Here is a 24,233-nt window from a genome sequence, read left to right as displayed (position 1 = left end):
TGCTATATGGTCAAAAAAGGAACCAAAAAGGATGCTTTTTACCCTTAAGAAATACATTGGAGGGATGATGCTTCCCCTTCCGCTGCTGCTCATCATCATCGCGCTGGGGCTGGCGCTGGTGTGGTTCAGTCGCTTTCAGAAGAGTGGTAAAACGCTTATCACGCTCGGCTGGTTTGTCCTGCTGCTGTTGAGCCTGCAGCCGGTCGCGGATGGTCTTTTACGCCCTATCGAAAACAAGTACCCAACGTGGCAGGGAAATCAGAAAGTGGCGTACATCGTGGTGCTGGGCGGCGGATATACCTGGGATCCTGACTGGGCCCCCAGTTCAAACCTGATCAACAACAGCCTGCCACGACTAAATGAAGGCATTCGCCTCTGGCTGGAGAATCCGGGATCAAAAATGATCTTCACCGGCGCGGCGGCCAAAACGAACCCGGTGAGTACGGCTGAGGCAGGTGCCAGAGTCGCGGAATCACTCGGCGTGCCGCGCTCCTCAATTATCACTCTGGACAGCCCAAAAGATACCGAAGAAGAGGCTGCCGCAGTGAAGCAGGCGATTGGCGATGTCCCGTTCTTACTGGTGACCTCCGCCTCACACCTGCCGCGCGCGATGATTTTCTTTGAGAAGCAAGGCCTGCATCCGCTTCCCGCACCGGCAAACCAGATGGCCATCGACGCGCCGCTCAACCCGTGGGAACGGGCGATCCCCTCCCCGGCGTGGCTGATGCATAGCGATCGCGTCGGTTATGAGACGCTCGGACGCCTCTGGCAGTGGCTGAAAGGATCGTCAGGCGAGCCAGGGCAAGAGTGATTTAGTTGCCAGATCGAAGTTTGCGCGATTAAAACGTCCGGTATTCACCAGCTGCGCGACTTCGTCCCAGAGCAGATAAAGCCAGCGCCGCCAGAGAAACGCCTCTGCAACGGGCGCGCGTTGAAGGTAGTGCCACAGCAAACCTTCCGCCGCCCCGCTGTCGCTGAGCCTGAACAGCTCGTATTCGCGCGGAGCCCAGAGCATGATCCCCGGCCCCAACATCGCCAGAAGCTGATCGCTGCGGGAGTCTTTGAGCATGCTGCGCAGGGTGAAATTACCGTGGATCAGCACGCAGTTGTCATTAAAACCGTCGAACAGCGCCGGCAGGCACTCGCGGGTGCGAAACAGAATACGCTTATCCTGCATGGTTAAACCGGTATTGTTGAACTGGTTGAGCGTCCCCCACAGGACCTCAACCCGCTGGCGATACCACAGCGGCCACAGGTTTTCCTGGGTGCTGTCGACCGGACCGACAAGTCCGCGGCTATCCTGACGGTGCCAGGCCAGCAGCGCCTCGACAATCTGGTCTTTTAACTGCTCCCAGCGTTCCGGCGTGCGCGCGGGCGCTTCAACGGGCACGCCGCGCAAGCGCTCAATCAGCAGCACATCCGGGCCGGGGTGTTCCTCGTGCGTCATCACGCCGTACACCGTCGGCATACGGACGGTTCCCTCCCGCGCCAGCATCGACATTTTCCATGCAAGCTGCCTGGCAACGCCCGGCGAGGTGAAACTTCTGGCCATCAGCGGCATAGGGTTGCCCTGACTGTCATACAACGACCAAAGCGCGGTATCGGCCTTTTCACTCACGCATTCGACCCGGCTTAATTTCTCACCCAGCAGATGGCTAAGTTCGGCACGCAGCTGTTCCATATGAGATTACCCCCATTAAGACTACTGCTTTTATAATGAGCGTCCTGAAGGAAGATGTCACCCGGAAGAGATCAATTAGGGAAAAGAAAGGGGAATTAACAGGGAGAGAACATCCCCCCGTCAGGAGGGATGCAGGCGGTATTAGCGCAGCTCGGCGCGGACGCGCTCAAGATCTTCCGGCGTATCAACGCCCGTTCCAGGCACTTCGCTGGCAACGGCAACGTGAATTTTTTCGCCGTACCAGAGCACGCGAAGCTGCTCCAGCATTTCGATATGCTCCAGCGGACTCGGCGCCCAGGTAACATATCGACGAATAAAACCGGCCCGATAGCCGTAGATCCCAATATGACGCAGGAAGGTATCACCGATGGTCTCTTTAGAGAGCGCAAAGCGATCGCGATCCCAGGGGATCGTGGCGCGGGAGAAATAGAGCGCATAGCCTTCGGCATCCATGACCACCTTCACCGCATTCGGATTGAATGCCTCTTCAGCGTGGTGAATGGGCACCGCGAGCGTCGCCATACCAACCTGACGCTGAGCCAGGTTTTCTGCCACCTGACGGATAATCACCGCCGGGATCATCGGCTCGTCACCCTGCACGTTAACGATGACCGTATCATCACTGAAACCACATTTCTCAACCACTTCCGCCAGACGCTCGGTGCCGGACTGGTGATCGGCGCGGGTCATGCATACCTCACCGCCTGCCGCCTCAACCGCACGGGCGACGTCAGGATGATCGGTAGCAACAATCACGCGATCGGCACCGGATTCACGCGCACGCTCAAGAACATGCACAATCATCGGCTTGCCGTTGATATCCACCAGCGGTTTACCCGGCAGACGCGTTGAGGCATAACGCGCAGGAATAATGACAACAAAACTCATGGTTTGCTCTCTTCTGCCACCAGGGAACGAGCTTCATTTTCCAGCAGTACCGGAATGCCGTCACGCAGCGGGAAAGCCAGGCTGTCCAGCTTGCAGATCAGCTCCTGTTTGTCCTGGCTGTAGTAGAGTTTGCCGTTGCATACCGGGCAGGCAATAATTTCAAGTAAACGGTGATCCATAGTTCCTCCGTATGGGTAATCGCTAAAGCTTAACACATTCCCTTTTCAGGGAGTGCCTGTTTCCCAGCCACTTCGACAGGTTGTAAACAGTCCGTCGGGTACCCGGCCCAGCGTCACGTCGCGGGCGCCCTGCCAGCGCGCGAATTCGCTAATGGCGAACGTTAACCCTTTTTCCAGGCTCACCGTTACCCTGACGCCCTCTTCCAGATAAAGCGCAATGATTTCAAGCGTGCCGGTCTTGCGGTGCATTTTGGCGTCCATGCGCCCGACCAGTTGCCCCTTATGCAGCAGCGGGAGAACAAAGTAACCATACTGGCGCTTTGGGGCCGGGGTATAACATTCCAGCCGGTAGCTAAAATCGAACAGCTGCTCGGCGCGTTTTCTGTCCCAGACGACCGGGTCGAAAGGCGACAACACCGCACTGTGGGTTGCCTGAAGTTTCCCCTCCAGGGCCTGAGGCAGTAGCGGGAGGAGATCCGCATGCAGCCACATTTCGCCCAGCGTTTCCACCGTGACGGGGATAACGCGCTGTTCGCGTTGCCATATGTCCAGCAGCGGTTTCAGCGCGGGCTGGCGAAGGCGATAATAATCTGCCAGCCATTGGGTGCGAAAAATCCCCAGGCTGCGGGCGCTGTTCTCCAGCATGATGGCCTCGGCCGCCTCCTGGGTAAGCAGATCACGCTCGTCGTCCCAGTGCGGCATCACGCGATGCGTCAGGTCGTAGACGCGTTGAAAATTACGCCGCTCAATCACCATGACTTTGCCAGAGGTAAACAGCCCTTCGAGATGACGCTTATGCGGCTTCCACTCCCACCAGCCGCTGGTGCCTTTGCGCGGGTGTTCAAAATCGGCGGAGCGTACGGGACCGTTATCCTGAATATGCGCGATTAGCTGCTCAATTTCGGCCGCATGTTCCAGCATCCACGCCTGTCGGTATTTCCAGCCCATCTTTTCCGGGGCAAGCATACGGTGGCGAACCAGGGCAAAATCGCTGCGGGGCAGGAAGCAGGCTTCGTGCGCCCAATACTCCATTAACGCCCCCTTGCTGAGCGCCTCATCCAGCCACTGCGAAGGATAATTTCCGAGGCGGCTAAACAGGACCAGGTAGGGGCTACGGGCCACAATGTTAATGGTGTCGATTTGAAGCAGCGACATGCGCTGGACGGTAGAGAGAATATCGGCAGGCTGCGCGCGGCGGCGGGGCTTTTTAAGCAGCCCCTGCGCGGCAAGGTGTAAATGACGTGCGGCTGAAAGCGAGAGTTGCGGTAAAGACATGCGTTTTCCTGTCAGTCAAAGCGCCACCAGAACCGCGTAAGCCTTTACTGCACCAACGCAATCAGTTCCTGGAGCAAGTGTTCCGGCTGCTCGCCGCTGAGTTCAGCGTCAACCGGCAGATACCACCAGTTATCTTTCGCAAAGGCACGGCATTTCACCGCATCTTTTTCGGTCATGATCAGAGACTGCCCGGGTACAGTCAGGGCGTCTACCTGCCCTTCCACCAGCGCCTGATGGTCGGCCAGCGGAACGCGTTTTTCCAGCCGGGCACCACACTGTTCCAGCGTCGCGAAGAAGCGCGGCGGATGGCCAATCCCCGCCATCGCCACCAGTGAAGGCAGCTCAGCAACCGACCGGCGTTCCCCCGTCACCAGGTTGACCGCAAGACCCGGCTGCAGGTGCATCGGGATTTCACCCGCGCTTGCTTTACCACCGTTAACAATCACCGCATCAACGGACTTAAGACGCGAAGCGCGTTCGCGCATGGGTCCGGCCGGCAGCCACCAGCCGTTACCGAAACGGCGAACGCCGTCGATGACCACAATCTCTTTATCACGCGCCAGGGCGTAATGCTGCAGGCCATCGTCAGTGATAATGATTTGTACCGCGTGTTCGGCAAGCAGTGCCTGAACGGCGTCGCTGCGCACCGGGGAGACCGCAACCGGTGCGCCGGTACGCTGGAAAATCAATACCGGTTCATCACCCGCTTCGGCGGTCGTGGTTTCCGCCGTCAGCAGCAGCGGATAACGCGCCGCTTTACCACCATATCCGCGCGATACCACCCCCGGGCGGATACCGCGTTTTTGCAATTGCTCCACCAGCCAGATCACCACCGGCGTTTTACCGTTGCCACCCGCCGTAAGATTACCGACAACCACAACCGGAACCGGCGCGCGCCAGGCACGCTTCAGCCCCAGGCGGTATAGCAGACGGATAGTGCCGCTCACCAGGCCATATAGCCAGGAGAGCGGCAAAAGCAGCAGCCACAGCAGAGATTCACCGGACCAGATGCGTGCAATCATTGTTGGCCAAACTGCATCTTATGAAGCTGGGCGTAAACGCCGCGGTGTTCCAGCAAATCGGCATGGCTTCCGCGTTCAACAATGACGCCATCCTCAACCACGACGATTTCATCAGCCTGCTCGATAGTCGACAGTCGGTGCGCAATCACCAGCGAGGTACGGTTCTTTTGCAGCTCATCCAGCGCGGACTGAATAGCGCGTTCAGATTCCGTATCCAGCGCAGAGGTCGCTTCGTCGAGAATCAGAATCGGGCTGTCGCGCAGCAGCGCACGCGCAATGGCGATACGCTGACGCTGACCACCGGAGAGCAGTACCCCGTTCTCACCGATTATGGTATCCAGACCGTTATCCATCTTGTTGATAAAGTCCATTGCGTAGGCCATACGCGCGGCGTTCTCAATCTGTTCGCGGCTGTACTCATCCGTGCGCGCATACGCAATGTTGTTAGCCACAGTATCGTTGAACAGGTGCACGTTCTGGGAAACCAGCGCCACCTGGTTACGCAGCGACTGCAGGGTATACGCCCGCAGGTCATGACCGTCTAACAGGATCTCACCTTCGTTAATATCGTAGAAACGGGTCATCAGGCTGGCAATAGTCGATTTACCCGAACCAGAACGGCCCACCAGCGCAACGGTTTTACCCGCCGGAATAGACAGGTTGATATTACGCAGCGCCGGTGTTTCACGTCCAGGATAGGCGAAAGTGACATTGCGGAACTCAACGTCGCCGCGGGCGCGCTCAATCTCGCGTGTACCTTCGTCTTTTTCCTGTTCGGAATCCAGAATGCTGAACAGCGTCTGACAGGCGGCCATCCCGCGCTGGAACTGGGCGTTGACGTTCGTCAGTGATTTCAGCGGACGCATCAGCGCAATCATAGAGGAGAAGACCACGGTAATAGTACCCGCCGTCAGCGTCTCCATGACGCTCGGGAAGCTTGCCGCATACAGGACGAATGCCAGTGCCAGGGAGGCAATCAGCTGAATAATCGGATCAGAGATGGAAGAGGCCGAGACCATTTTCATCCCCTGAAGACGCATTTTGTTGCTGACTTTATCAAAGCGTTTGGTTTCGACGTCCTGACCGCCAAAAATCAGAACTTCTTTATGCCCTTTCAGCATCTGTTCCGCGCTGGTGGTCACCTGCCCCATCGTATTCTGCATCGTCTTACTGATATTGCGGAAGCGTTTTGAGACGACGCGGATGGCAATAGAAACTATCGGCGCCAGAACGATAAGGATGATCGACAGCTGCCAGCTGTAATAGAACATCATCGCGAACAGGCCAATGATTGACGCACCCTCACGCACAACGGTGATCAGCGCGCTTGAGGACGAGGAGGCAACCTGCTCTGAGTCGTAGGTAATACGGGACAGCAGCGTCCCGGTAGACTGCTTGTCAAAGAACGAGACCGGCATGCCCATCATGTGGCTGAACAGGCGACGGCGCATGGTCATCACCACTTTCCCTGATACCCAGGAAATACAGTAGCTTGAGATATAGCTGGTGATGCCGCGTAAGATCATCAGTCCGATAACCACCAGAGGCATCCATAGCAACACTGAGCGATCCGTTTTACCAAAACCGTCGTCCAGTAACGGTTTGAGAAGCGATAGCATAAAAGTATCGCTGGCTGCGTTGAGGATTAACGCTACTCCCGCCACGATCAGGCCTGTTTTAAAGGGCGCAATCATCGGCCAGAGTCGGCGGAAGGTTTGCCACGTGGAGAGATCTTTGTCGTTATGCATTCAAAAAACCAGCATTCGTTGAAATAGCCGCATATTCTACCCGTTATCGACGGGCGCGCCAAACCACTGATGATACCAAACGGGTAAAAATTGCTCTCGCAAGCGGCGGATTTGCCAGTGATGTTGCGAGAATGTCACCGATATTTGTCCAGAATGAGGGGTATCGTGCCAGATATACCCCTCTTTTCGATAACGTCGGACAACTTTTGCCGACGGGAATCGCCAGGCGTTATACCGGGCCGCTGAATCCAGGGCGATCTGACCTTCTACCCGCTGCACCAGCGGCAATGAAGACGAAGTATTGCTGCCATGATGGGGCACCTGTATGAGCGTGGACGTCAGATAACGCCAGTAATGGCTAAGCATAGCCTGTTCCGCTTGCGCTTCAATGTCCCCTGTTAGCAGCACACTCTGCTCGCCGTCGTCCACCTTTACCACGCAGGAACGGTTGTTTCCCTGAGCCGGGTAATTTTCAGGAGGCCAGTGAACGGTGAAGGTGAGTCCCTGCCATCGCCATCTCAGCCCGCGAAAACAGGGACGATGTCCCGCCTGGCGCAAGGGGCTTCTGACCCACACGTCAGGCCACGCTTTCTGCAACGATACGAGGCCTCCCGCATGGTCGAGGTGTTCATGACTGAGAATCACGCCTTCAGGCCTCAGGTGATGCCAGCGAAGCCACGGGATAATTAACCGCTGCGCGCTATCCCCGCCCGGCCAGGCGAGACCGGTATCATAGAGAATAGCTTTCCCCTGCCGTTCAATGACCATCGCCAGGCCCTGCCCTACATCCAGCATATGCAGCGTCCAGCTCTCGCTTTTTGCCGTTCGCCAGAGAGGAAATGTCAGTAAGACACTTCCTGCCAGACACACGGCTGGAAGGGTTTTCCAGGCACGAAAGCGCCAGCCAATGATGATAAGCCAGGGCAGTAGCGTCATGTACTGCCAGCGTTGATCGACACTCTGCCAACCGTCAGGCAGGCGCATGAGGAGCCAGAACAACCCCGCAAGTGACCTATCGGCTGCGAACCAGACGACGCTTTCCAGAGCCGCCAGCGGTAACAGGTGAAGGAGCATGCCGAGCAGGATCAGCGGCACGGAGACAAACGTCACCAGGGGAACGGCAAAGAGATTCGCGACCAGGGAGGAGATGCTGAAGCCGTGGAAAATCAGAACCTGTAACGGCATGAGCTGCATCAGCATGCCGAGCTGCAGATAGAGCAGGTTCAGTAGCGGCCGAATACGTCGTGCCCGGTGCCAGTCAGGAAGAGGCAGCCACTGAAACCAGAAAATCAGGGCGGCGACGGCAAATGCGGACAGGGCCAGACTCTGCGAAAGTACGGCTAAGGGATCGCTTATCAGGATCGCCGCGATACAGCATACCCATACCTGCCATGGAGACCACTGGCGGGCAGCGATCCGCAACATGGCAAGCACAGCAAGCGCGATGACCGTTCGTAGCGCAGGAGGTTGCAGACCGGTAAGCCAGGCGTAGAAAGCGGCAAAGCATAACCCGGCCAGGAGAGGCATTTGCCAGTGGACCCGGTGGCTGGGTAATAAAAACTGGAGTCCACGTGCGAGTAACCAGACGAGGGATGCCGCCAGCGCGATATGCAGACCCGAAATCGCCATCAAATGCAGCGTCCCGGTTTCACGCATCAGGTCTTTTATTTCCCGGGGCACATCCAGACGTTCTCCCATTCCCAGTCCCAGGATAACCGTCCCCCAGCGGTAAGCCGAAAGTCGGTTTTGCAGTGACGTCAGGTATTGTGCCCGCAGGCTGCAGCGTCCATCGACGAGTTCAGCACGGGTGAAGCGCCCGCTTAGCGTTTGATGTCGGGCAAAAGCGCTGCGCTGAGAATCATATCCGCCATCGTTCAGTTCGCCGTGGGCAGGCCTGAGCCTGAGCGTCATGCTCCAGCGCTGACCAGCACACGCTTCCTGTGGCAGATAATTGCCATACAGCGTTACGCCGGTGGAGGCCCACCAGCGCCTGCCATCTACGCTGAGAATGTTTCCCTGATGCAGCGTTGCGCCATCTGTGGCGGTGAGCTCCACCTCAGCCTGCACAGCACCCGTGGTTAAATGCTGCATCGGCCAGACGCTCTCCTGCGCGGCAAGCATACCCCATGCACAAAATAACAACGCGATCCCGACATACTTCAGTCTTACGTTTCGCGTTGCGGCTAGCGCTATCCCGCCAACAATCATTAGCCAAACGGTATGACGTGATGGCAGTTCAGGTAACCAGAGTAACGGGGCTATTGCCAGAATGACGCAGACGCTAAGAGCGGGAATTCCCATTGCTACCTCCCTGTTTCAGGAGAGCAGTATGTAAGCAGGCAGAGCGAGCTGTCAGGCGAGAAGAATGTGTTTTACGGCACGCGCTGTGCTGTTTTTATCGGTTTGCAGAAAATGAAACGAAAAATGCGGGGCACATTCAGAATGAAAGCGACAGAGGCAAAAAAAGCACCCGCAGGTGCTTTCTTTCGAACCCAGTTTAACCGGCTGGCTAAACTCAGTTGCCGTAAATATTGGCGCGATCGCGCAGTTCTTTACCCGGCTTAAAGTGTGGAACGTACTTACCTTCCAGCTCGACTTTATCGCCAGTTTTCGGGTTACGCCCGGTACGTGGAGCACGATAGTGCAGAGAAAAACTACCGAAACCGCGGATTTCAATGCGCTCGCCCTGGGCAAGAGTGGTGGCCATATGCTCCAGCATCTCTTTTACGGCATCTTCCACTGCCTTGGCAGGGATATGCGGTTGCTGACTGGCAAGTCTTTCAATCAATTCTGACTTGGTCATGATTCCTCCGGTTCCTTTCAAACCAATTAGCTGAACAGCTCATTAAACAAGGGCAGCCGTAGCCGCCCTTTGTTATTGATTACAGGACGAATCCTGCAATCTGTCAAGTTTGCTCCTCATCCTTCGCGCTGTAAATGCGTTACAGCGCAAATGATGCTGAGAACCTGATATTACTCGCCTTTAGCTGCTTTGAAAGCTTCAGCCATTGCGTTGTTAGAGAAGTTTGCATCTTCCTGTTTGTTAACAGTTGCGATTGCATCTTTCTCATCAGCTTCGTCTTTAGCACGAACAGACAGGCTGATTGCACGGTTCTTACGGTCAACACCGGTGAACTTAGCTTCAACGTCGTCGCCTACGTTCAGAACCAGAGTGGCATCTTCAACGCGGTCACGTGAAGCTTCAGAAGCGCGCAGGTAACCTTCAACGCCGTCAGCCAGTTCTACGGTTGCGCCTTTAGCGTCAACTGCAGTCACTTTACCGTTTACGATTGCGCCTTTCTTGTTCAGTGCAACCCAGTTGTTGAACGGATCTTCTGCGAGCTGTTTAACGCCCAGGGAGATACGCTCACGCTCTGCGTCAACCTGCAGAACAACTGCAGCGATTTCGTCGCCTTTTTTGTATTCACGAACTGCTTCTTCGCCTGCAACGTTCCAGGAGATGTCAGACAGGTGAACCAGGCCATCGATGCCGCCGTCCAGGCCGATGAAGATACCGAAGTCAGTGATAGACTTGATTTTACCTTCAACACGGTCGCCCTTGTTGTGGGTTTCCGCGAACTGCTGCCATGGGTTGTTTTTGCACTGTTTCAGGCCCAGGGAGATACGACGACGTTCTTCGTCGATATCCAGAACCATCACTTCCACTACATCACCAACGTTAACAACTTTGGATGGGTGGATGTTTTTGTTGGTCCAGTCCATTTCGGAAACGTGCACCAGACCTTCAACGCCTTCTTCGATTTCAACGAAGCAGCCGTAGTCAGTCAGGTTGGTTACGCGACCAGTCAGTTTAGTACCTTCTGGGTAACGCTTAGCGATAGCTACCCATGGATCTTCGCCCAGCTGTTTCAGGCCGAGGGATACACGAGTACGCTCGCGGTCGAACTTCAGCACTTTAACAGTGATTTCGTCGCCCACGTTCACGATTTCGCTTGGGTGCTTAACGCGTTTCCACGCCATGTCGGTGATGTGCAGCAGGCCATCAACGCCGCCCAGGTCAACGAATGCGCCGTAGTCAGTGAGGTTCTTAACGATACCTTTGACTTCCATGCCTTCCTGCAGGTTTTCCAGCAGCTGATCGCGTTCTGCGCTGTTTTCGGATTCGATAACGGCACGACGGGATACAACAACGTTGTTACGCTTCTGGTCCAGCTTGATTACTTTGAACTCAAGCTCTTTGCCTTCCAGGTGCAGAGTGTCACGAACTGGACGAACGTCTACCAGAGAACCTGGCAGGAACGCACGAATACCATTCAGCTCAACAGTGAAGCCACCTTTAACTTTGCCGTTGATAACACCGACCACAGTTTCAGCTTCTTCGTAAGCTTTTTCCAGCGTGATCCATGCTTCGTGACGTTTAGCTTTCTCACGAGAAAGCAGGGTTTCACCGAAGCCGTCTTCTACTGCGTCCAGAGCAACGTCAACTTCGTCACCTACCTGGATTTCCAGCTCGCCCTGGGCGTTTTTGAACTGCTCTGCCGGAATGGCGGACTCAGATTTCAGACCGGCGTCAACCAGTACTACGTCTTTGTCGATAGCAACAACAACACCGCGAACGATGGAACCCGGGCGGGTTTCGATTGTTTTTAAGGATTCTTCAAACAGTTGAGCAAAAGATTCAGTCATGTTTAATCTTCAGGTTAATATTAACGTCCACCTGGCTCCGTGCCGGATGGGGTTGTTTCACATACCCGCCGTCAATCCATTGCAGCGGGGGTACTACTAAATCGGTCGCGATTACGCGAGTGCCAGTTTTTGGCGCGCATATTGTAGCGCTTTTTCAATCACTTGCTCAATAGTTAAACTGGTTGAATCCAGAACTAATGCATCTTCTGCAGGAACAAGTGGGGCGACGGCGCGGTTACGATCGCGGTCATCGCGCTCTTTTATCTCGGATAAAAGGCGATCAAAGTTAACACTAAACCCCTTTTCCTGCAACTGAAGCATGCGGCGTTGAGCACGTTCTTCCGAAGAGGCGTCAAGGAAAATTTTCACAGGCGCATCAGGGAAGACCACGGTTCCCATATCGCGTCCGTCAGCGATCAGACCTGGGGCTTCACGGAACGCGCGCTGACGACGCAGCAGCGCCTCACGAACGCGCGGGAAGGCCGCAACCTGGGAGGCCGCATTCGCCACTTCCTGCGTACGGATTTCGCCGCTCACGTCTTCCCCTTCAAGGATGACTTCCAGGTTGCCATCAGTCGACACGAAACGCACATCCAGATGCGCAGCCAGCGGAACCAGCGCCTCTTCAGACGCGACATCCACGTGATGATGCAGCGCGGCCAGCGCCAGCACGCGATAGATTGCTCCCGAATCTAAAAGATGCCATTGCAATGCTTCCGCCATCGCTTTGCACAGAGTACCTTTCCCTGCGCCACTCGGCCCATCAATGGTGATTACCGGGGCAACTGCCGTCATCTTTTTCTCCTTAAATAAGGCATACCGTTTACATGAACGCCGCGCATTATACGCGCCAACGTGCGCAACTGTTACCTTTGCGTGCAAATTACGGAATGATTGAAGCAGAGTGTAGAAGAAATGAGCGGAGGTGTTCGTAATGAAGCGTAAGCAAATGCCGCATCGGACGATGCGGCAAGGCGTTATCAGGCCAGCGTGCTAATGCGTGCCAGCTGTTCGAAGTAGTCCGGGAAGGTTTTCGCGGTACATTTCGGATCAAGAATGGTGACAGGCGTGTCTGACAGCGCCACCAGCGAGAAGCACATCGCCATACGGTGATCGTTGTAGGTTCCGATTTCCGCAAACTGCAGTTTTGCCGAAGGGGTCACGCGAATGTAGTCTTCGCCCTCTTCCACCTCGGCGCCGACTTTTCGCAGCTCTGTCGCCATTGCGAACAGGCGGTCCGTCTCTTTTACGCGCCAGTTGTAGATATTACGCAGCGTGGTCGTGCCTTTGGCAAACAGCGCCGCCGTGGCAATGGTCATCGCCGCATCCGGGATATGGTTCATGTCCATGTCGATGGCGTTCAGCTCGCCGTGGGTACAGGAGATGAAGTCATCGCCCCAGGTGACAGTAGCGCCCATTTTTTCCAGCACGTCCGCAAAACGGATGTCGCCCTGCACGCTGTTACGGCCAATACCGGTCACTTTTACCGTGCCGCCTTTAATCGCCCCCGCGGCCAGGAAGTAGGACGCGGATGACGCATCCCCTTCAACCAGGTAGTTGCCCGGAGACTGGTACTGCTGCGCCCCGCGCACCACGAAGCGCTGATAAGACTGGTTTTCCACCTCAACGCCGAAGGTTTTCATCAGGTGCAGGGTGATATCAATGTACGGTTTGGAGACCAGCTCACCTTTAATCGTGATAACCGTATCCTGCGGTGCCAGCGGCGCGGTCATCAGCAGTGCCGTCAGGAACTGGCTGGAAACGCTGCCGTCAACCTCGACGTGACCGCCGGTAAAACCGCCGCGCAGACGCAGTGGCGGATAGTTTTCCTGCTCCAGATACTCAATCTGCGCGCCGCCCTGACGCAGGGCATCCACCAGATGACCAATTGGACGCTCTTTCATGCGCGGCTCGCCGGTCAGCACGATGTTGTTGCTCCCCAGGCACAGGGCCGCCGCCAGCGGGCGCATCGCGGTACCCGCGTTGCCCAGAAACAGTTCAAGCTCTTCGCCCGAACGCAGCGCGCCGCCGTTGCCGGTCACTTCGCAGCGGGTACGATCGTCAGAGAGAGTGTAATGAACGCCCAACGCTTTCAGCGCATTGAGCATATGGCGCACGTCATCGCTGTCCAGCAGGTTTGTGAGGACGGTGGTGCCGTTTGCCAGAGCTGCCAGCAGCAGAGCGCGGTTCGAGACACTTTTTGAACCAGGCAGATTAATGGTGCCATCTACCCGCGCGATAGGTTGTAACGTCAGGGATTCCATGAAAACTAAACTCTCAACTCAACATAATAAAAACCCCGCAGGGACGCTGCGGGGGTGAAAAACAGCAAATTAACCGTGACGACGTTCGAAGTCGATCATGAAATCCGTCAGGGCTTTAACGCCTTCCAGCGGCATCGCGTTATAGATGGAGGCACGCATGCCGCCAACGACACGGTGACCTTTGAGCGCATGCAGACCTGCCGCGAAGGACTCTTCCAGGAACACTTTGTCCAGGCTGCTGTCCGCCAGCTGGAACGGTACGTTCATGCGGGAACGGTTAGCGTTCGCCACATCGTTGCGGTAGAAATCGCTCTTGTCGATCACGCCATACAGCAGTTCGGCTTTCTGCTGATTCACCTTGTCCATCTGCGCCACGCCGCCGTTTTGCTTCAGCCATTTGAAGACCAGGCCGGAGAGATACCAGGCAAACGTTGGTGGGGTGTTGAACATAGAGTCGTTATCGTTCAGCACGGTGTAATCGAGAATCGACGGGCAGGATTTATGCGCTTTACCCAGCAGGTCTTCACGCACGACGACGATAGTCAAACCGGCCGGACCGATATTTTTCTGCGCGCCCGCATAGATAACGCCGTAACGGCTGACATCAATTGGCGCAGACAGAATGGTGGAGGAAAAGTCGGCGGCAACCACGACATCGCTGCCGAAGTTTGGCGTCTCGTCGATGGCAATCCCGTCAATGGTTTCGTTCGGGCAGTAGTGCAGATACGCTGCGTTATCAGAAAGCTGCCACTCACTCATTGGCTTCACGGCGCGCAGACCGTCAACGGTCACTTTGGCGTCGATAACATTCGGCGTGCAGTATTTATGCGCTTCTTTAACGGCGCTTGCCGCCCAGTAACCCGCGTCAACGTAGTCAGCCGTCGTTTTGTCACCGAGGATATTCAGCGGAATGCCCGCAAACTGGCCGCGTCCACCGCCGTGACAGAACAATACTTTGTAGTTCGAGGGAATATTCAGCAGATCGCGAAAATCCTTTTCTGCCTCTTCCGCCACCTGAATAAACTCTTTACCACGGTGGCTGATTTCCATCACCGACGTACCGAGACCGTTCCAGTCACAAAGTTCCTGTTGAGCCTGTTTAAGCACGTCTGCCGGTAACATTGCCGGACCTGAACTGAAATTAAAGACTTGAGCCATTTCCCCTCACCACGCTAAAAGCCATAAGTTATAACTGTGGATATCGGTTTTATCATTCAGTGACACGCGCCGCAATGTCTAAAACTTATGACCCGTGAAATGTGCCCCGCGTCACACAAAACAATCTTCCGCCTCGCTAAGACAAAACCGACAAAATGGCTGTCAGGTGATGCGTTTGGCCCGGCTAACCTTCGTCCATTCCGGATTTGCACAGCGGGGGCATAATTGGCGATCCCCTGGCTGCATCGCGACTACATGGCTACATCTTACGCAAGCATACTCGCCCGATTCCGGTACCGTTCTGAAACGCTCAATGAGCATATCCGGCAGGATACACAGTCCCGGCTTCACCTCGTCGTCAGAATAGTAATAGACGCTGATCTGCCCGTTGGTTTCCATGATCGCCAGACGCACCTGCCCGAGCTGTTCAACGCTGTTCAGGCGTAGCTCCATAAAGAACTCAAACTCGGTCATATTGGCGCTTTGTACATTTTCCCAGGCCAGCTGTCCGTCCTCGACGATAACGACCGGCTTGCCTTCAAGCAGATCTTCCAGCTTTTCGCTTTTCGACATCAGCCACATGACAAGACGGTAAAGTAGCGCCAGTGAGACAAAAACGATAAACACCGGCGCCATCGGCACATCGTCATAAAAGGCGACGTCTCCCGCCGCTGACCCCAGCGTCAGGATGATCAACACCTCAAAGAGGGACATCTGCCGCACGCCGCGACGGCCGGTGATTTTAAGAAACAGGAAGACAAGTACGAAGGTATACAGGCTGCGCAGCGCCACTTCGCCCAGAAATTCAGGAGGAACTTTATCAAACGCCATCCGCTGGAGATCAAATGCTTTCATTTTTCTATGCCTTAACAGTCAGTTACTGCCACTAAGCATAGCCCAGCCTTTTATTTTCGCCGAAGATAGCACCCGTCACGCAAAACCCGTATCATTGCGCGCTTTACGTACGATAAAAGTGAACGCCATGACTCAAACGTTTATCCCCGGCAAAGACGCCGCTCTGGAAGATTCCATCGCTCGCTTCCAGCAGAAACTGACCGACCTGGGTTTTAACATCGAAGAAGCCTCCTGGCTCAATCCGGTGCCTCATGTCTGGTCCGTGCATATTCGCGATAAAGACTGTGCCCTGTGCTTTACCAACGGTAAAGGCGCGACAAAAAAAGCGGCACTGGCCTCTGCGCTGGGTGAGTATTTTGAGCGTCTGTCCACCAACTATTTCTTCGCTGACTTCTGGCTGGGCGAGACCATCGCTAACGGTCCGTTCGTTCACTATCCAAATGAAAAATGGTTCCCGCTGACCGAAGATGACGAACTGCCGGAAGGTATTCTCGACGCGCGCCTGCGTGCCTTCTACGATCCAGACAGCGAACTGACCGCCAGCATGCTGATCGATCTGCAGTCCGGTAACGAGGATCGCGGTATCTGCGCCCTGCCGTTTACCCGTCAGTCAGACGAGCAGACCGTTTATATCCCGATGAACATCGTCGGCAACCTGTATGTGTCCAACGGTATGTCCGCCGGTAACACCCGCAATGAAGCGCGCGTGCAGGGTCTGTCTGAAGTCTTTGAGCGTCACATCAAAAACCGCATCATCGCCGAATCCATCAGCCTGCCTGAAATTCCTGCCGACGTGCTGGCGCGCTACCCGGGCGTAGTGGAGTCCATCGCTAAGCTTGAAGCCGAAGGTTTCCCAATCTTTGCCTATGACGGCTCGCTGGGCGGTAAGTACCCGGTTATCTGCGTCGTGCTGTTTAACCCGGCCAACGGCACCTGCTTCGCCTCCTTCGGCGCGCACCCTGACTTCGGCGTGGCGCTGGAGCGTACCGTTACCGAGCTGCTGCAGGGCCGTAGCCTGAAAGATCTCGACGTCTTCACCCCGCCAACGTTTGACGATGAAGAAGTGGCCGAGCATACCAACCTTGAAACCCACTTCATCGACTCCAGCGGTTTAATTTCCTGGGATATGTTCAAGCAGGACGCCGACTATCCGTTCGTGGACTGGAGCTTTGCCGGTACCACGGAAGAAGAGTTCGCCACGCTGATGGCGATCTTCAACGCGGAAGATCAGGAAGTTTATATTGCCGACTACGAACACCTTGGCGTCTACGCGTGCCGCATTATTGTTCCAGGCATGTCCGACATCTACCCGGCTGAAGATCTGTGGCTGGCGAATAACAGCATGGGCGCGCACCTGCGCGAAACGCTGCTGGCTCTGCCGGGCAGCGAATGGGAGAAAGAAGATTATCTGAACCTGATCGCCCAGCTGGACGAAGAAGGCCACGATGACTTCACCCGCGTACGCGAACTGCTGGGTCTGGCGACCGGTAAAGACAACGGCTGGTATACCCTGCGTATCGGTGAGCTGAAAGCGATGCTGGCCCTGGCGGGTGGCGATTTGGATCAGGCTCTGGCCTGGACCGAGTGGACCATGGAATTCAACCAGTCGGTCTTCTCTGCCGAGCGCACCAATTATTACCGCTGCCTGCAAACCCTGTTGCTGCTGGCACAGGAAGACGATCGCGAGCCGCTGCAATACCTGAACGCTTTCGTGCGTATGTACGGTGCTGAGGCCGTAGAAGCAGCCAGTGCGGCCCTGAGCGGCGAAGCGCCGTTCTATGGCCTGCAGGCTGTTGATAGCGATCTGAAAGCCTTCCCGGCGCACCAGTCGCTGCTGAAGGCCTATGAAAAGCTGCAGAAAGCAAAAGCCGCTTACTGGTCAAAATAAGCGCACATAACATTACCAGCAGTAGGCGTATTCAATCGTCTGGGCTATATTACGGGGCAATTTCATTGCCCCGTTTTTTATTTTCTTCGGCAATGACTGTTGATTGTAATAATAAAGTTAAACCTGGGTAAATATAATAATATTTACCTGGGCTTTACTGTTACTTTTTATGGTAAATACTCCATACTAATTAACTGTCTCAGAGGTGGCTGAACGAAAAAATTCAACTCTTTTCATAACTTTTAAAATTTATTTTTATACGGATAATCAAATACTTACTCCGCATTTGTCGTAAAACCATACACACTGCGGGCCTATAAGCCAGGCGAGATATGATCTATATCAATTTCTCTTCTATAATGCTTTGTTAGTATCTCGTCGCCGACTTAATAAAGAGAGAGTTAGTGTGAAAGCTGACAACCCTTTTGATCTTTTACTCCCTGCTGCGATGGCCAAAGTTGCCGAAGAAGCAGGTGTCTATAAAGCAACGAAACACCCGATGAAGACGTTCTATCTGGCGATCACGGCTGGTGTGTTCATCTCTATCGCTTTCGTCTTCTACATCACCGCCACCACCGGTACTGCCGGAATGCCTTTCGGCATGGCCAAACTGATTGGCGGCATTTGCTTCTCACTGGGTCTGATTCTCTGCGTCATCTGCGGCGCCGACCTCTTCACCTCAACGGTGCTGATTGTCGTGGCAAAGGCCAGCGGAAGAATTACCTGGGGTCAGCTGGCACGTAACTGGCTTAACGTCTACGTGGGAAACCTGGTTGGCTGTCTGCTCTTTGTTTTGTTGATGTGGCTTTCTGGCGAGTACATGACCGCCAACGGTGGCTGGGGCCTTAACGTCCTGCAAACCGCCGACCACAAAATGCACCACACATTTATCGAAGCCGTTGCTCTCGGCATCCTCGCTAACCTGATGGTCTGCCTGGCTGTATGGATGAGCTACTCGGGTCGTAGCCTGATGGACAAAGCCTTAATTATGGTTCTGCCGGTTGCGATGTTTGTTGCCAGCGGCTTTGAGCACAGTATCGCGAATATGTTCATGATCCCAATGGGCATTGTCATCCGCGACTTTGCGAGCCCGGAGTTCTGGACCGCAGTTGGTTCATCCCCGGAAAGTTTCTCTCACCTGACTATTATGAATTTCATTACTGATAACCTGATCCCTGTCACTATCGGGAACATTATCGGTGGGGGTCTGTTAGTTGGGTTGACATACTGGGTCATTTACCTGCGTGGCGACGATCATCATTGATGGTTTTCTCAGGCAGTAAATAAAAAATCCACTTAAGAAGGTAGGTGTTACATGTCCGAGCTTAATGAAAAGTTAGCCACAGCCTGGGAAGGTTTTGCGAAAGGTGACTGGCAGAATGAAGTAAACGTACGTGACTTCATTCAGAAAAACTATACCCCGTATGAAGGTGACGAATCCTTCCTGGCTGGCGCAACTGACGCGACCACCAAGCTGTGGGACAGCGTAATGGAAGGCGTTAAACTGGAAAACCGCACTCACGCGCCAGTTGATTTTGACACCTCCGTTGCTTCCACCATCACTTCTCACGATGCTGGCTACATCAACAAAGCCCTTGAGAAAATCGTTGGTCTGCAGACTGAAGCACCACTGAAACGCGCAATCATCCCGTTCGGTGGTATTAAAATGGTTGAAGGTTCCTGCAAAGCGTATAACCGCGAGCTGGACCCAATGCTGAAAAAAATCTTCACCGAATACCGTAAAACCCACAACCAGGGCGTATTCGATGTTTACACCAAAGACATTCTGAACTGCCGTAAATCTGGCGTTCTGACCGGTCTGCCAGATGCGTATGGCCGTGGCCGTATCATCGGTGACTACCGTCGCGTTGCGCTGTACGGTATCGACTTCCTGCTGAAAGACAAATACGCACAGTTCGTTTCCCTGCAGTCTGACCTGGAAAACGGCGTAAACCTGGAAGCGACTATCCGTCTGCGTGAAGAAATCGCTGAACAGCACCGCGCGCTGGGTCAGATCAAAGAGATGGCTGCTAAATATGGCTGCGATATCTCTGGTCCTGCGACCAACGCTCAGGAAGCTATCCAGTGGACCTACTTCGGCTACCTGGCCGCGGTTAAGTCTCAGAACGGTGCAGCAATGTCCTTCGGTCGCGTATCCACCTTCCTGGATGCGTACATCGAACGCGACATCAAAGCAGGCAAAATCACCGAGCAAGACGCTCAGGAAATGATTGACCACCTGGTCATGAAACTGCGTATGGTTCGCTTCCTGCGTACCCCTGAATACGATGAGCTGTTCTCTGGTGACCCAATCTGGGCGACAGAATCCATCGGTGGTATGGGCGTTGACGGCCGTACTCTGGTAACCAAAAACAGCTTCCGCTTCCTGAATACCCTGTACACCATGGGTCCTTCTCCGGAGCCGAACATCACCGTTCTGTGGTCTGAAAAACTGCCTCTGAACTTCAAGAAATTCGCGGCTAAAGTGTCTATCGATACCTCTTCTCTGCAGTACGAGAACGATGACCTGATGCGTCCGGACTTCAACAACGACGATTACGCTATCGCTTGCTGCGTAAGCCCAATGGTTGTTGGTAAACAAATGCAGTTCTTCGGTGCGCGTGCAAACCTGGCGAAAACCATGCTGTACGCAATCAACGGCGGCGTTGATGAAAAACTGAAAATGCAGGTTGGTCCTAAGTCTGAGCCGATCAAAGGCGACGTTCTGAACTTCGACGAAGTGATGGAGCGTATGGATCACTTCATGGACTGGCTGGCTAAACAGTACGTCACTGCACTGAACGTTATCCACTACATGCACGACAAGTACAGCTACGAAGCCTCTCTGATGGCGCTGCACGACCGTGACGTTGTCCGCACCATGGCGTGTGGTATCGCTGGTCTGTCCGTTGCTGCTGACTCCCTGTCTGCAATCAAATATGCGAAAGTTAAACCAATTCGTGACGAAGACGGCCTGGCTGTAGACTTCGAAATCGAAGGCGAATACCCGCAGTTTGGTAACAACGACTCTCGCGTTGATGACATGGCGGTTGACCTGGTAGAACGTTTCATGAAGAAAATTCAGAAACTGACGACTTACCGTAACGCTATCCCGACTCAGTCTGTTCTGACCATCACCTCTAACGTTGTGTATGGTAAGAAAACCGGTAACACCCCAGACGGTCGTCGTGCTGGCGCGCCATTCGGCCCAGGTGCTAACCCAATGCATGGTCGTGACCAGAAAGGTGCAGTTGCCTCTCTGACCTCCGTTGCTAAACTGCCGTTTGCTTACGCGAAAGATGGTATCTCTTATACCTTCTCTATCGTGCCAAACGCGCTGGGTAAAGACGACGAAGTGCGTAAAACTAACCTCGCGGGTCTGATGGATGGTTACTTCCACCACGAAGCGTCCATCGAAGGTGGTCAGCACCTGAACGTGAACGTCATGAACCGTGAAATGCTGCTCGACGCGATGGAACACCCTGAGAAATATCCTCAGCTGACCATCCGCGTATCTGGCTACGCAGTACGTTTTAACTCCCTGACTAAAGAACAGCAGCAGGACGTTATCACCCGTACTTTCACTCAGTCCATTTAACTGGAATTGACTGAAATCACGCGTTAAAAAGCGTACAATAAAGGCTCCACGTCAGTGGGGCCTTTTTAGCACCCTCTCCACCTCAGTCTCTTTTGTCCGCTATCTATACTTAATGGATAACAGCCAAAACAGACTTAACACAGCCGGCTTTGAGCTGTGCATACACAGGCCCCGGACGGGCCGATGCTGGAGATATCACCGCAATGTCAATTATTGGTCGCATTCACTCCTTTGAATCCTGTGGCACCGTCGATGGCCCGGGCATCCGCTTTATCACCTTTTTCCAGGGCTGCCTGATGCGCTGCCTGTACTGCCATAACCGTGACACCTGGGATACGCACGGCGGTAAAGAAGTGACCGTTGAAGAATTGATGAAAGAGGTGGTGACCTACCGCCACTTTATGAACGCGTCCGGCGGCGGCGTCACCGCATCCGGCGGCGAGGCGATTCTTCAGGCGGAGTTTGTGCGCGACTGGTTCCGTGCCTGCCGCAAAGAAGGCATTCATACCTGTCTCGATACCAACGGCTTTGTACGCCGCTACGATCCGGTTATTGACGAGCTGCTCGAAGTGACCGATCTGGTGATGCTCGATCTCAAACAGATGAACGATGAGATCCACCAGAACCTCGTTGGCGTCTCAAACCACCGCACGCTGGAATTTGCTAAATACATTGCCGATAAAGGCATTAAAACCTGGATCCGCTACGTGGTTGTGCCCGGCTGGTCAGATGATGATGACTCCGCGCACCGCCTCGGGGAATTTACCCGCGACATGGGCAACGTCGAGAAAATCGAGCTTCTGCCCTATCACGAGCTGGGTAAACATAAGTGGGTGGCAATGGGCGAAGAGTACAAACTCGATGGCGTGAAGCCGCCGAAGAAAGAGACGATGGAACGCGTCAAAGGTATTCTTGAACAGTACGGCCACAAGGTGATGTATTAATGAAAGGCCCGGTGAAAACCGGGCTTTTTTATATTCTATTTAAAGACGCCGTTAATAACGGACGTCACAATAGCTGTACTCAGCGCAATTAAGACCAGGTCGTCACCCACTACCCGCCACTCATAGCCTGGATAGGAAGGAAGCTGACCCAGCATAGAGGCCGGCACGGTCTTCTTCGCAATGCCCGGAGGCAACGGCTTACCGCGCGCCAGGTTTTTCGCGATACCCGGAGGCAGAGACTTATAGCCCGTTAGGCCATAATTCAGCGCCAGATGGCGGGCATGATCGAAACTCACGCGAGCGTCGACATCGTTACCGACATCTTTACTGCTCTTAACGCTCTTATCCGATTTTCCAGGGTTATCCTGACCGTTATTTTGCTTATTGCCATGGTTACCAGAATTCCCGTTACCATGACTGCCGCTGTTACCCTGTCCGCCACCGTTTCCGTGACCATTACCATTCCCGTTTCCAGGATTAGCCATGACCGGAGCCGTTGCAAACGTTAAAGACAACACTACGGCAAGCGCGGTTGTGGAAAAACGACGAATAGACATGATTGATGCCTTATAGTGGTAGGACTCACATGAATTATCGTCTGACGCAATAAACAAACAATAAGTAAAACTCTTAGTTGTGACAGGGACAAAAAAGCCTGTCATCGACAGGCTTTTAATTAATCAGGCATGAGCCACAGGCGTTGGATGTTCACCCACTTTGCGCAGCAGCATTAAGAGATAAATAAACGATACGCTGGCGATCATGATAAACAATAAATTATCAGAGTAATTCTGCATCAGCATCGCGGTAAACGTCGGCCCTAATAAACTGCCGATGGTATAGCTCAGTAACAGCGCCTGGTTCATTGCCACCAGCTGGTGATGTTCCACTTTCTCACAGGCCCAGGCCATCGCAACCGGATAGAGCGTAAAGCCGGCGGCCCCGAGAATAAACAGCGCAGGCGCCATTGCGGCATTGCTGAGCATGGCAAGGCAGCCCATGATGACCACGAAGACCTGAACGCGCAGCACCAGCAGACGACCGAAACGGTCCGCCAGACGACCAATCGGCCACTGCCCGACGATGCCCGCACTCACCATGACCGCCATCCAGAAGCCAATTCCGGAATCGCTGACGCCCTGATGATTCAGATAGAGCGGCATCAGGCCGTAGAGCGAGCCCAGTACAATTCCCGAGATAATGCAGCCGTTAACGCCCAGACGCGCCTGACGGAGTCTGAGCATTGGCCAGACGTGGGTCGCTTCCTGATGCTCGCTGCTCTGGTTCACAATGCGCGTGAAGAGCAGCGGCAGGATCGCGGCCAGCACCATGCCCGTGACCCACGGCAGAACGCTCATCAGGTCGGTTGGCAGCTTGCTGACCATCAGTTGACCCAGCACGGTGCCCACGTAGTAAACCATCATATAGGCCGCCAGCAGGCGTCCGCGGTTGCGGGAGGTGCCGCTGCACATCAGCGCACTTTCAACCACCACCCAGATCATCGCGCAGCCTACGCCAGCGATAAAGCGCCATGCCATCCAGCTCCAGAAGCCGACCATCAGGCCCAGCCCGGCACACCCGGCGGCGAAAATCAGCGAAGCCAGATAATAGCTGCGATTAAAGCCAAAGCGCTTAATCAGGCTCCCGGTGACCAGCGTCCCCAGCAGGTTGCCGGTAAAAAAGGACGAGCTGACCATACCCACCTGCCAGGTCGGTAAGTTTTCATGGGCGAGCCACAGCGGGACGAGCGTATTTAACACTGCGATCGCCAGGGTCAACAGAAGCAGGCCACAGAGCAACAGAAGCACTGGGCGGGTATAGGTGGTCATGGATTAAAAACCGTGAGGAAGTTCAGATTTCGTGCGCATCATGCCACTGGCAAAAACAAAGTCAATCCACTGATTTAGCCGCCTCGCACAATATGTTCCCTGTCGATTTAAAAAACTTATCCTGCTAATGCCACGCCTGCTATAGATATTAATTATGTATCTGTTTTTATTTATTAATGGGCGAAATTAAAACAAAACGACAGTCGAAAAATTTCATGATCGAAAAAAGAAAAAGCCGGGCGCTCAGGCCCGGCTTG

At 54.4% G+C, this 24,233-nt stretch carries 20 protein-coding genes; 5 read left to right on the top strand and 15 right to left on the bottom strand.

Annotated elements, in window-relative coordinates:
- Positions 1-31: 31 nt before the first annotated feature.
- Positions 32-811 carry an envelope biogenesis factor ElyC gene (gene elyC / locus AC2TE5_RS07445; RefSeq protein ID WP_484612938.1) on the top strand — a complete coding sequence of 260 codons (780 nt, stop codon included), beginning with the start codon at positions 32-34 and terminating at the stop codon, positions 809-811.
- Here the strand turns inward: elyC and AC2TE5_RS07440 are convergent.
- The 13 genes from AC2TE5_RS07440 to AC2TE5_RS07380 all read right to left on the bottom strand — a co-directional run bounded on the left by AC2TE5_RS07440 (position 788) and on the right by AC2TE5_RS07380 (position 15,717).
- Positions 788-1,681, bottom strand: a complete 894-nt coding sequence (locus AC2TE5_RS07440) for a YcbJ family phosphotransferase (RefSeq protein WP_023311002.1) — start codon at positions 1,679-1,681, stop codon at positions 788-790. The two genes, elyC and AC2TE5_RS07440, sit on opposite strands and share 24 nt — an antisense overlap.
- Positions 1,682-1,822: 141 nt before the next feature.
- A complete protein-coding gene (gene kdsB, locus AC2TE5_RS07435) occupies positions 1,823-2,569 on the bottom strand; it encodes a 3-deoxy-manno-octulosonate cytidylyltransferase (protein ID WP_023311001.1) in 747 nt (248 codons plus the stop codon).
- Positions 2,566-2,748: a protein YcaR gene (ycaR, locus tag AC2TE5_RS07430; RefSeq protein ID WP_006174474.1), complete on the bottom strand. Its 183-nt coding sequence runs from the start codon at positions 2,746-2,748 to the stop codon at positions 2,566-2,568. The genes kdsB and ycaR overlap by 4 nt, the downstream gene beginning before the upstream one ends.
- 45 nt (positions 2,749-2,793) lie before the next feature.
- Positions 2,794-4,023 carry a winged helix-turn-helix domain-containing protein gene (locus AC2TE5_RS07425; RefSeq protein ID WP_484612937.1) on the bottom strand — a complete coding sequence of 410 codons (1,230 nt, stop codon included), beginning with the start codon at positions 4,021-4,023 and terminating at the stop codon, positions 2,794-2,796.
- Between the two features lie 44 nt (positions 4,024-4,067).
- Complete coding sequence (lpxK, locus tag AC2TE5_RS07420; RefSeq protein WP_213328372.1) at positions 4,068-5,045, bottom strand: tetraacyldisaccharide 4'-kinase; 978 nt, start codon at positions 5,043-5,045, stop codon at positions 4,068-4,070.
- Positions 5,042-6,793, bottom strand: coding sequence for a lipid A ABC transporter ATP-binding protein/permease MsbA (gene msbA, locus AC2TE5_RS07415; protein WP_484612936.1), 1,752 nt, complete (start codon positions 6,791-6,793; stop codon positions 5,042-5,044). The genes lpxK and msbA overlap by 4 nt, the downstream gene beginning before the upstream one ends.
- 36 nt (positions 6,794-6,829) lie before the next feature.
- Complete coding sequence (locus AC2TE5_RS07410; protein WP_484612935.1) at positions 6,830-9,094, bottom strand: ComEC family protein; 2,265 nt, start codon at positions 9,092-9,094, stop codon at positions 6,830-6,832.
- A gap of 214 nt (positions 9,095-9,308) precedes the next feature.
- Positions 9,309-9,596, bottom strand: coding sequence for an integration host factor subunit beta (gene ihfB, locus AC2TE5_RS07405; RefSeq protein WP_003858233.1), 288 nt, complete (start codon positions 9,594-9,596; stop codon positions 9,309-9,311).
- Positions 9,597-9,766: 170 nt separating this feature from the next.
- Positions 9,767-11,440, bottom strand: coding sequence for a 30S ribosomal protein S1 (gene rpsA / locus AC2TE5_RS07400; protein ID WP_014169387.1), 1,674 nt, complete (start codon positions 11,438-11,440; stop codon positions 9,767-9,769).
- Positions 11,441-11,551: 111 nt separating this feature from the next.
- Positions 11,552-12,235 (bottom strand): (d)CMP kinase, encoded by a 684-nt coding sequence (cmk, locus tag AC2TE5_RS07395; RefSeq protein WP_013097305.1) that lies wholly within the window; start codon positions 12,233-12,235, stop codon positions 11,552-11,554.
- A 185-nt stretch (positions 12,236-12,420) separates the two neighbouring features.
- A complete protein-coding gene (aroA, locus tag AC2TE5_RS07390) occupies positions 12,421-13,704 on the bottom strand; it encodes a 3-phosphoshikimate 1-carboxyvinyltransferase (RefSeq protein WP_484612934.1) in 1,284 nt (427 codons plus the stop codon).
- Positions 13,705-13,773: 69 nt separating this feature from the next.
- Positions 13,774-14,862, bottom strand: a complete 1,089-nt coding sequence (gene serC, locus AC2TE5_RS07385) for a 3-phosphoserine/phosphohydroxythreonine transaminase (protein ID WP_121425741.1) — start codon at positions 14,860-14,862, stop codon at positions 13,774-13,776.
- A gap of 162 nt (positions 14,863-15,024) precedes the next feature.
- On the bottom strand, positions 15,025-15,717 hold the full coding sequence (locus AC2TE5_RS07380; RefSeq protein WP_484612933.1) for a DUF421 domain-containing protein: 693 nt from the start codon (positions 15,715-15,717) through the stop codon (positions 15,025-15,027).
- A 127-nt stretch (positions 15,718-15,844) separates the two neighbouring features.
- Between AC2TE5_RS07380 and ycaO the strand changes: the two genes are divergently transcribed.
- The 4 genes from ycaO (at position 15,845) to pflA (ending at position 22,147) form a co-directional block, all read left to right on the top strand.
- Positions 15,845-17,605, top strand: coding sequence for a 30S ribosomal protein S12 methylthiotransferase accessory factor YcaO (gene ycaO / locus AC2TE5_RS07375; protein WP_032658203.1), 1,761 nt, complete (start codon positions 15,845-15,847; stop codon positions 17,603-17,605).
- Between the two features lie 406 nt (positions 17,606-18,011).
- The gene (gene focA / locus AC2TE5_RS07370) at positions 18,012-18,869 is read left to right on the top strand and encodes a formate transporter FocA (protein ID WP_008499974.1); all 858 of its coding nucleotides are present in this window, start codon (positions 18,012-18,014) and stop codon (positions 18,867-18,869) included.
- Positions 18,870-18,920: 51 nt separating this feature from the next.
- The gene (gene pflB / locus AC2TE5_RS07365; protein ID WP_211446639.1) at positions 18,921-21,203 is read left to right on the top strand and encodes a formate C-acetyltransferase; all 2,283 of its coding nucleotides are present in this window, start codon (positions 18,921-18,923) and stop codon (positions 21,201-21,203) included.
- A gap of 203 nt (positions 21,204-21,406) precedes the next feature.
- Positions 21,407-22,147: a pyruvate formate lyase 1-activating protein gene (gene pflA / locus AC2TE5_RS07360; protein WP_063144423.1), complete on the top strand. Its 741-nt coding sequence runs from the start codon at positions 21,407-21,409 to the stop codon at positions 22,145-22,147.
- Positions 22,148-22,182: 35 nt separating this feature from the next.
- On the opposite strand, the gene AC2TE5_RS07355 is transcribed toward pflA, so the two are convergent.
- Positions 22,183-22,704: an anti-virulence regulator CigR family protein gene (locus AC2TE5_RS07355; protein ID WP_148769487.1), complete on the bottom strand. Its 522-nt coding sequence runs from the start codon at positions 22,702-22,704 to the stop codon at positions 22,183-22,185.
- 123 nt (positions 22,705-22,827) lie between these two features.
- Positions 22,828-23,976: an MFS transporter gene (locus AC2TE5_RS07350; RefSeq protein ID WP_368741299.1), complete on the bottom strand. Its 1,149-nt coding sequence runs from the start codon at positions 23,974-23,976 to the stop codon at positions 22,828-22,830.
- Positions 23,977-24,233: the final 257 nt, after the last annotated feature.

This window comes from Enterobacter sp. N5-15 (assembly GCF_057221635.1).
The sequence above is the reverse complement of the archived record's forward strand: the minus strand, read 5'-3'. Positions and strand labels throughout refer to the sequence as shown.

Bases quoted from the DNA above. Each gene is read 5' to 3' on its own strand.
- elyC (WP_484612938.1), top strand. From the start codon at position 32: ATGCTTTTTACCCTTAAGAAATACATTGGAGGGATGATGCTTCCCCTT.
- AC2TE5_RS07440 (WP_023311002.1), bottom strand. From the start codon at position 1,681: ATGGAACAGCTGCGTGCCGAACTTAGCCATCTGCTGGGTGAGAAATTA.
- kdsB (WP_023311001.1), bottom strand. From the start codon at position 2,569: ATGAGTTTTGTTGTCATTATTCCTGCGCGTTATGCCTCAACGCGTCTG.
- ycaR (WP_006174474.1), bottom strand. From the start codon at position 2,748: ATGGATCACCGTTTACTTGAAATTATTGCCTGCCCGGTATGCAACGGC.
- AC2TE5_RS07425 (WP_484612937.1), bottom strand. From the start codon at position 4,023: ATGTCTTTACCGCAACTCTCGCTTTCAGCCGCACGTCATTTACACCTT.
- lpxK (WP_213328372.1), bottom strand. From the start codon at position 5,045: ATGATTGCACGCATCTGGTCCGGTGAATCTCTGCTGTGGCTGCTGCTT.
- msbA (WP_484612936.1), bottom strand. From the start codon at position 6,793: ATGCATAACGACAAAGATCTCTCCACGTGGCAAACCTTCCGCCGACTC.
- AC2TE5_RS07410 (WP_484612935.1), bottom strand. From the start codon at position 9,094: ATGGGAATTCCCGCTCTTAGCGTCTGCGTCATTCTGGCAATAGCCCCG.
- ihfB (WP_003858233.1), bottom strand. From the start codon at position 9,596: ATGACCAAGTCAGAATTGATTGAAAGACTTGCCAGTCAGCAACCGCAT.
- rpsA (WP_014169387.1), bottom strand. From the start codon at position 11,440: ATGACTGAATCTTTTGCTCAACTGTTTGAAGAATCCTTAAAAACAATC.
- cmk (WP_013097305.1), bottom strand. From the start codon at position 12,235: ATGACGGCAGTTGCCCCGGTAATCACCATTGATGGGCCGAGTGGCGCA.
- aroA (WP_484612934.1), bottom strand. From the start codon at position 13,704: ATGGAATCCCTGACGTTACAACCTATCGCGCGGGTAGATGGCACCATT.
- serC (WP_121425741.1), bottom strand. From the start codon at position 14,862: ATGGCTCAAGTCTTTAATTTCAGTTCAGGTCCGGCAATGTTACCGGCA.
- AC2TE5_RS07380 (WP_484612933.1), bottom strand. From the start codon at position 15,717: ATGAAAGCATTTGATCTCCAGCGGATGGCGTTTGATAAAGTTCCTCCT.
- ycaO (WP_032658203.1), top strand. From the start codon at position 15,845: ATGACTCAAACGTTTATCCCCGGCAAAGACGCCGCTCTGGAAGATTCC.
- pflB (WP_211446639.1), top strand. From the start codon at position 18,921: ATGTCCGAGCTTAATGAAAAGTTAGCCACAGCCTGGGAAGGTTTTGCG.
- pflA (WP_063144423.1), top strand. From the start codon at position 21,407: ATGTCAATTATTGGTCGCATTCACTCCTTTGAATCCTGTGGCACCGTC.
- AC2TE5_RS07355 (WP_148769487.1), bottom strand. From the start codon at position 22,704: ATGTCTATTCGTCGTTTTTCCACAACCGCGCTTGCCGTAGTGTTGTCT.
- AC2TE5_RS07350 (WP_368741299.1), bottom strand. From the start codon at position 23,976: ATGACCACCTATACCCGCCCAGTGCTTCTGTTGCTCTGTGGCCTGCTT.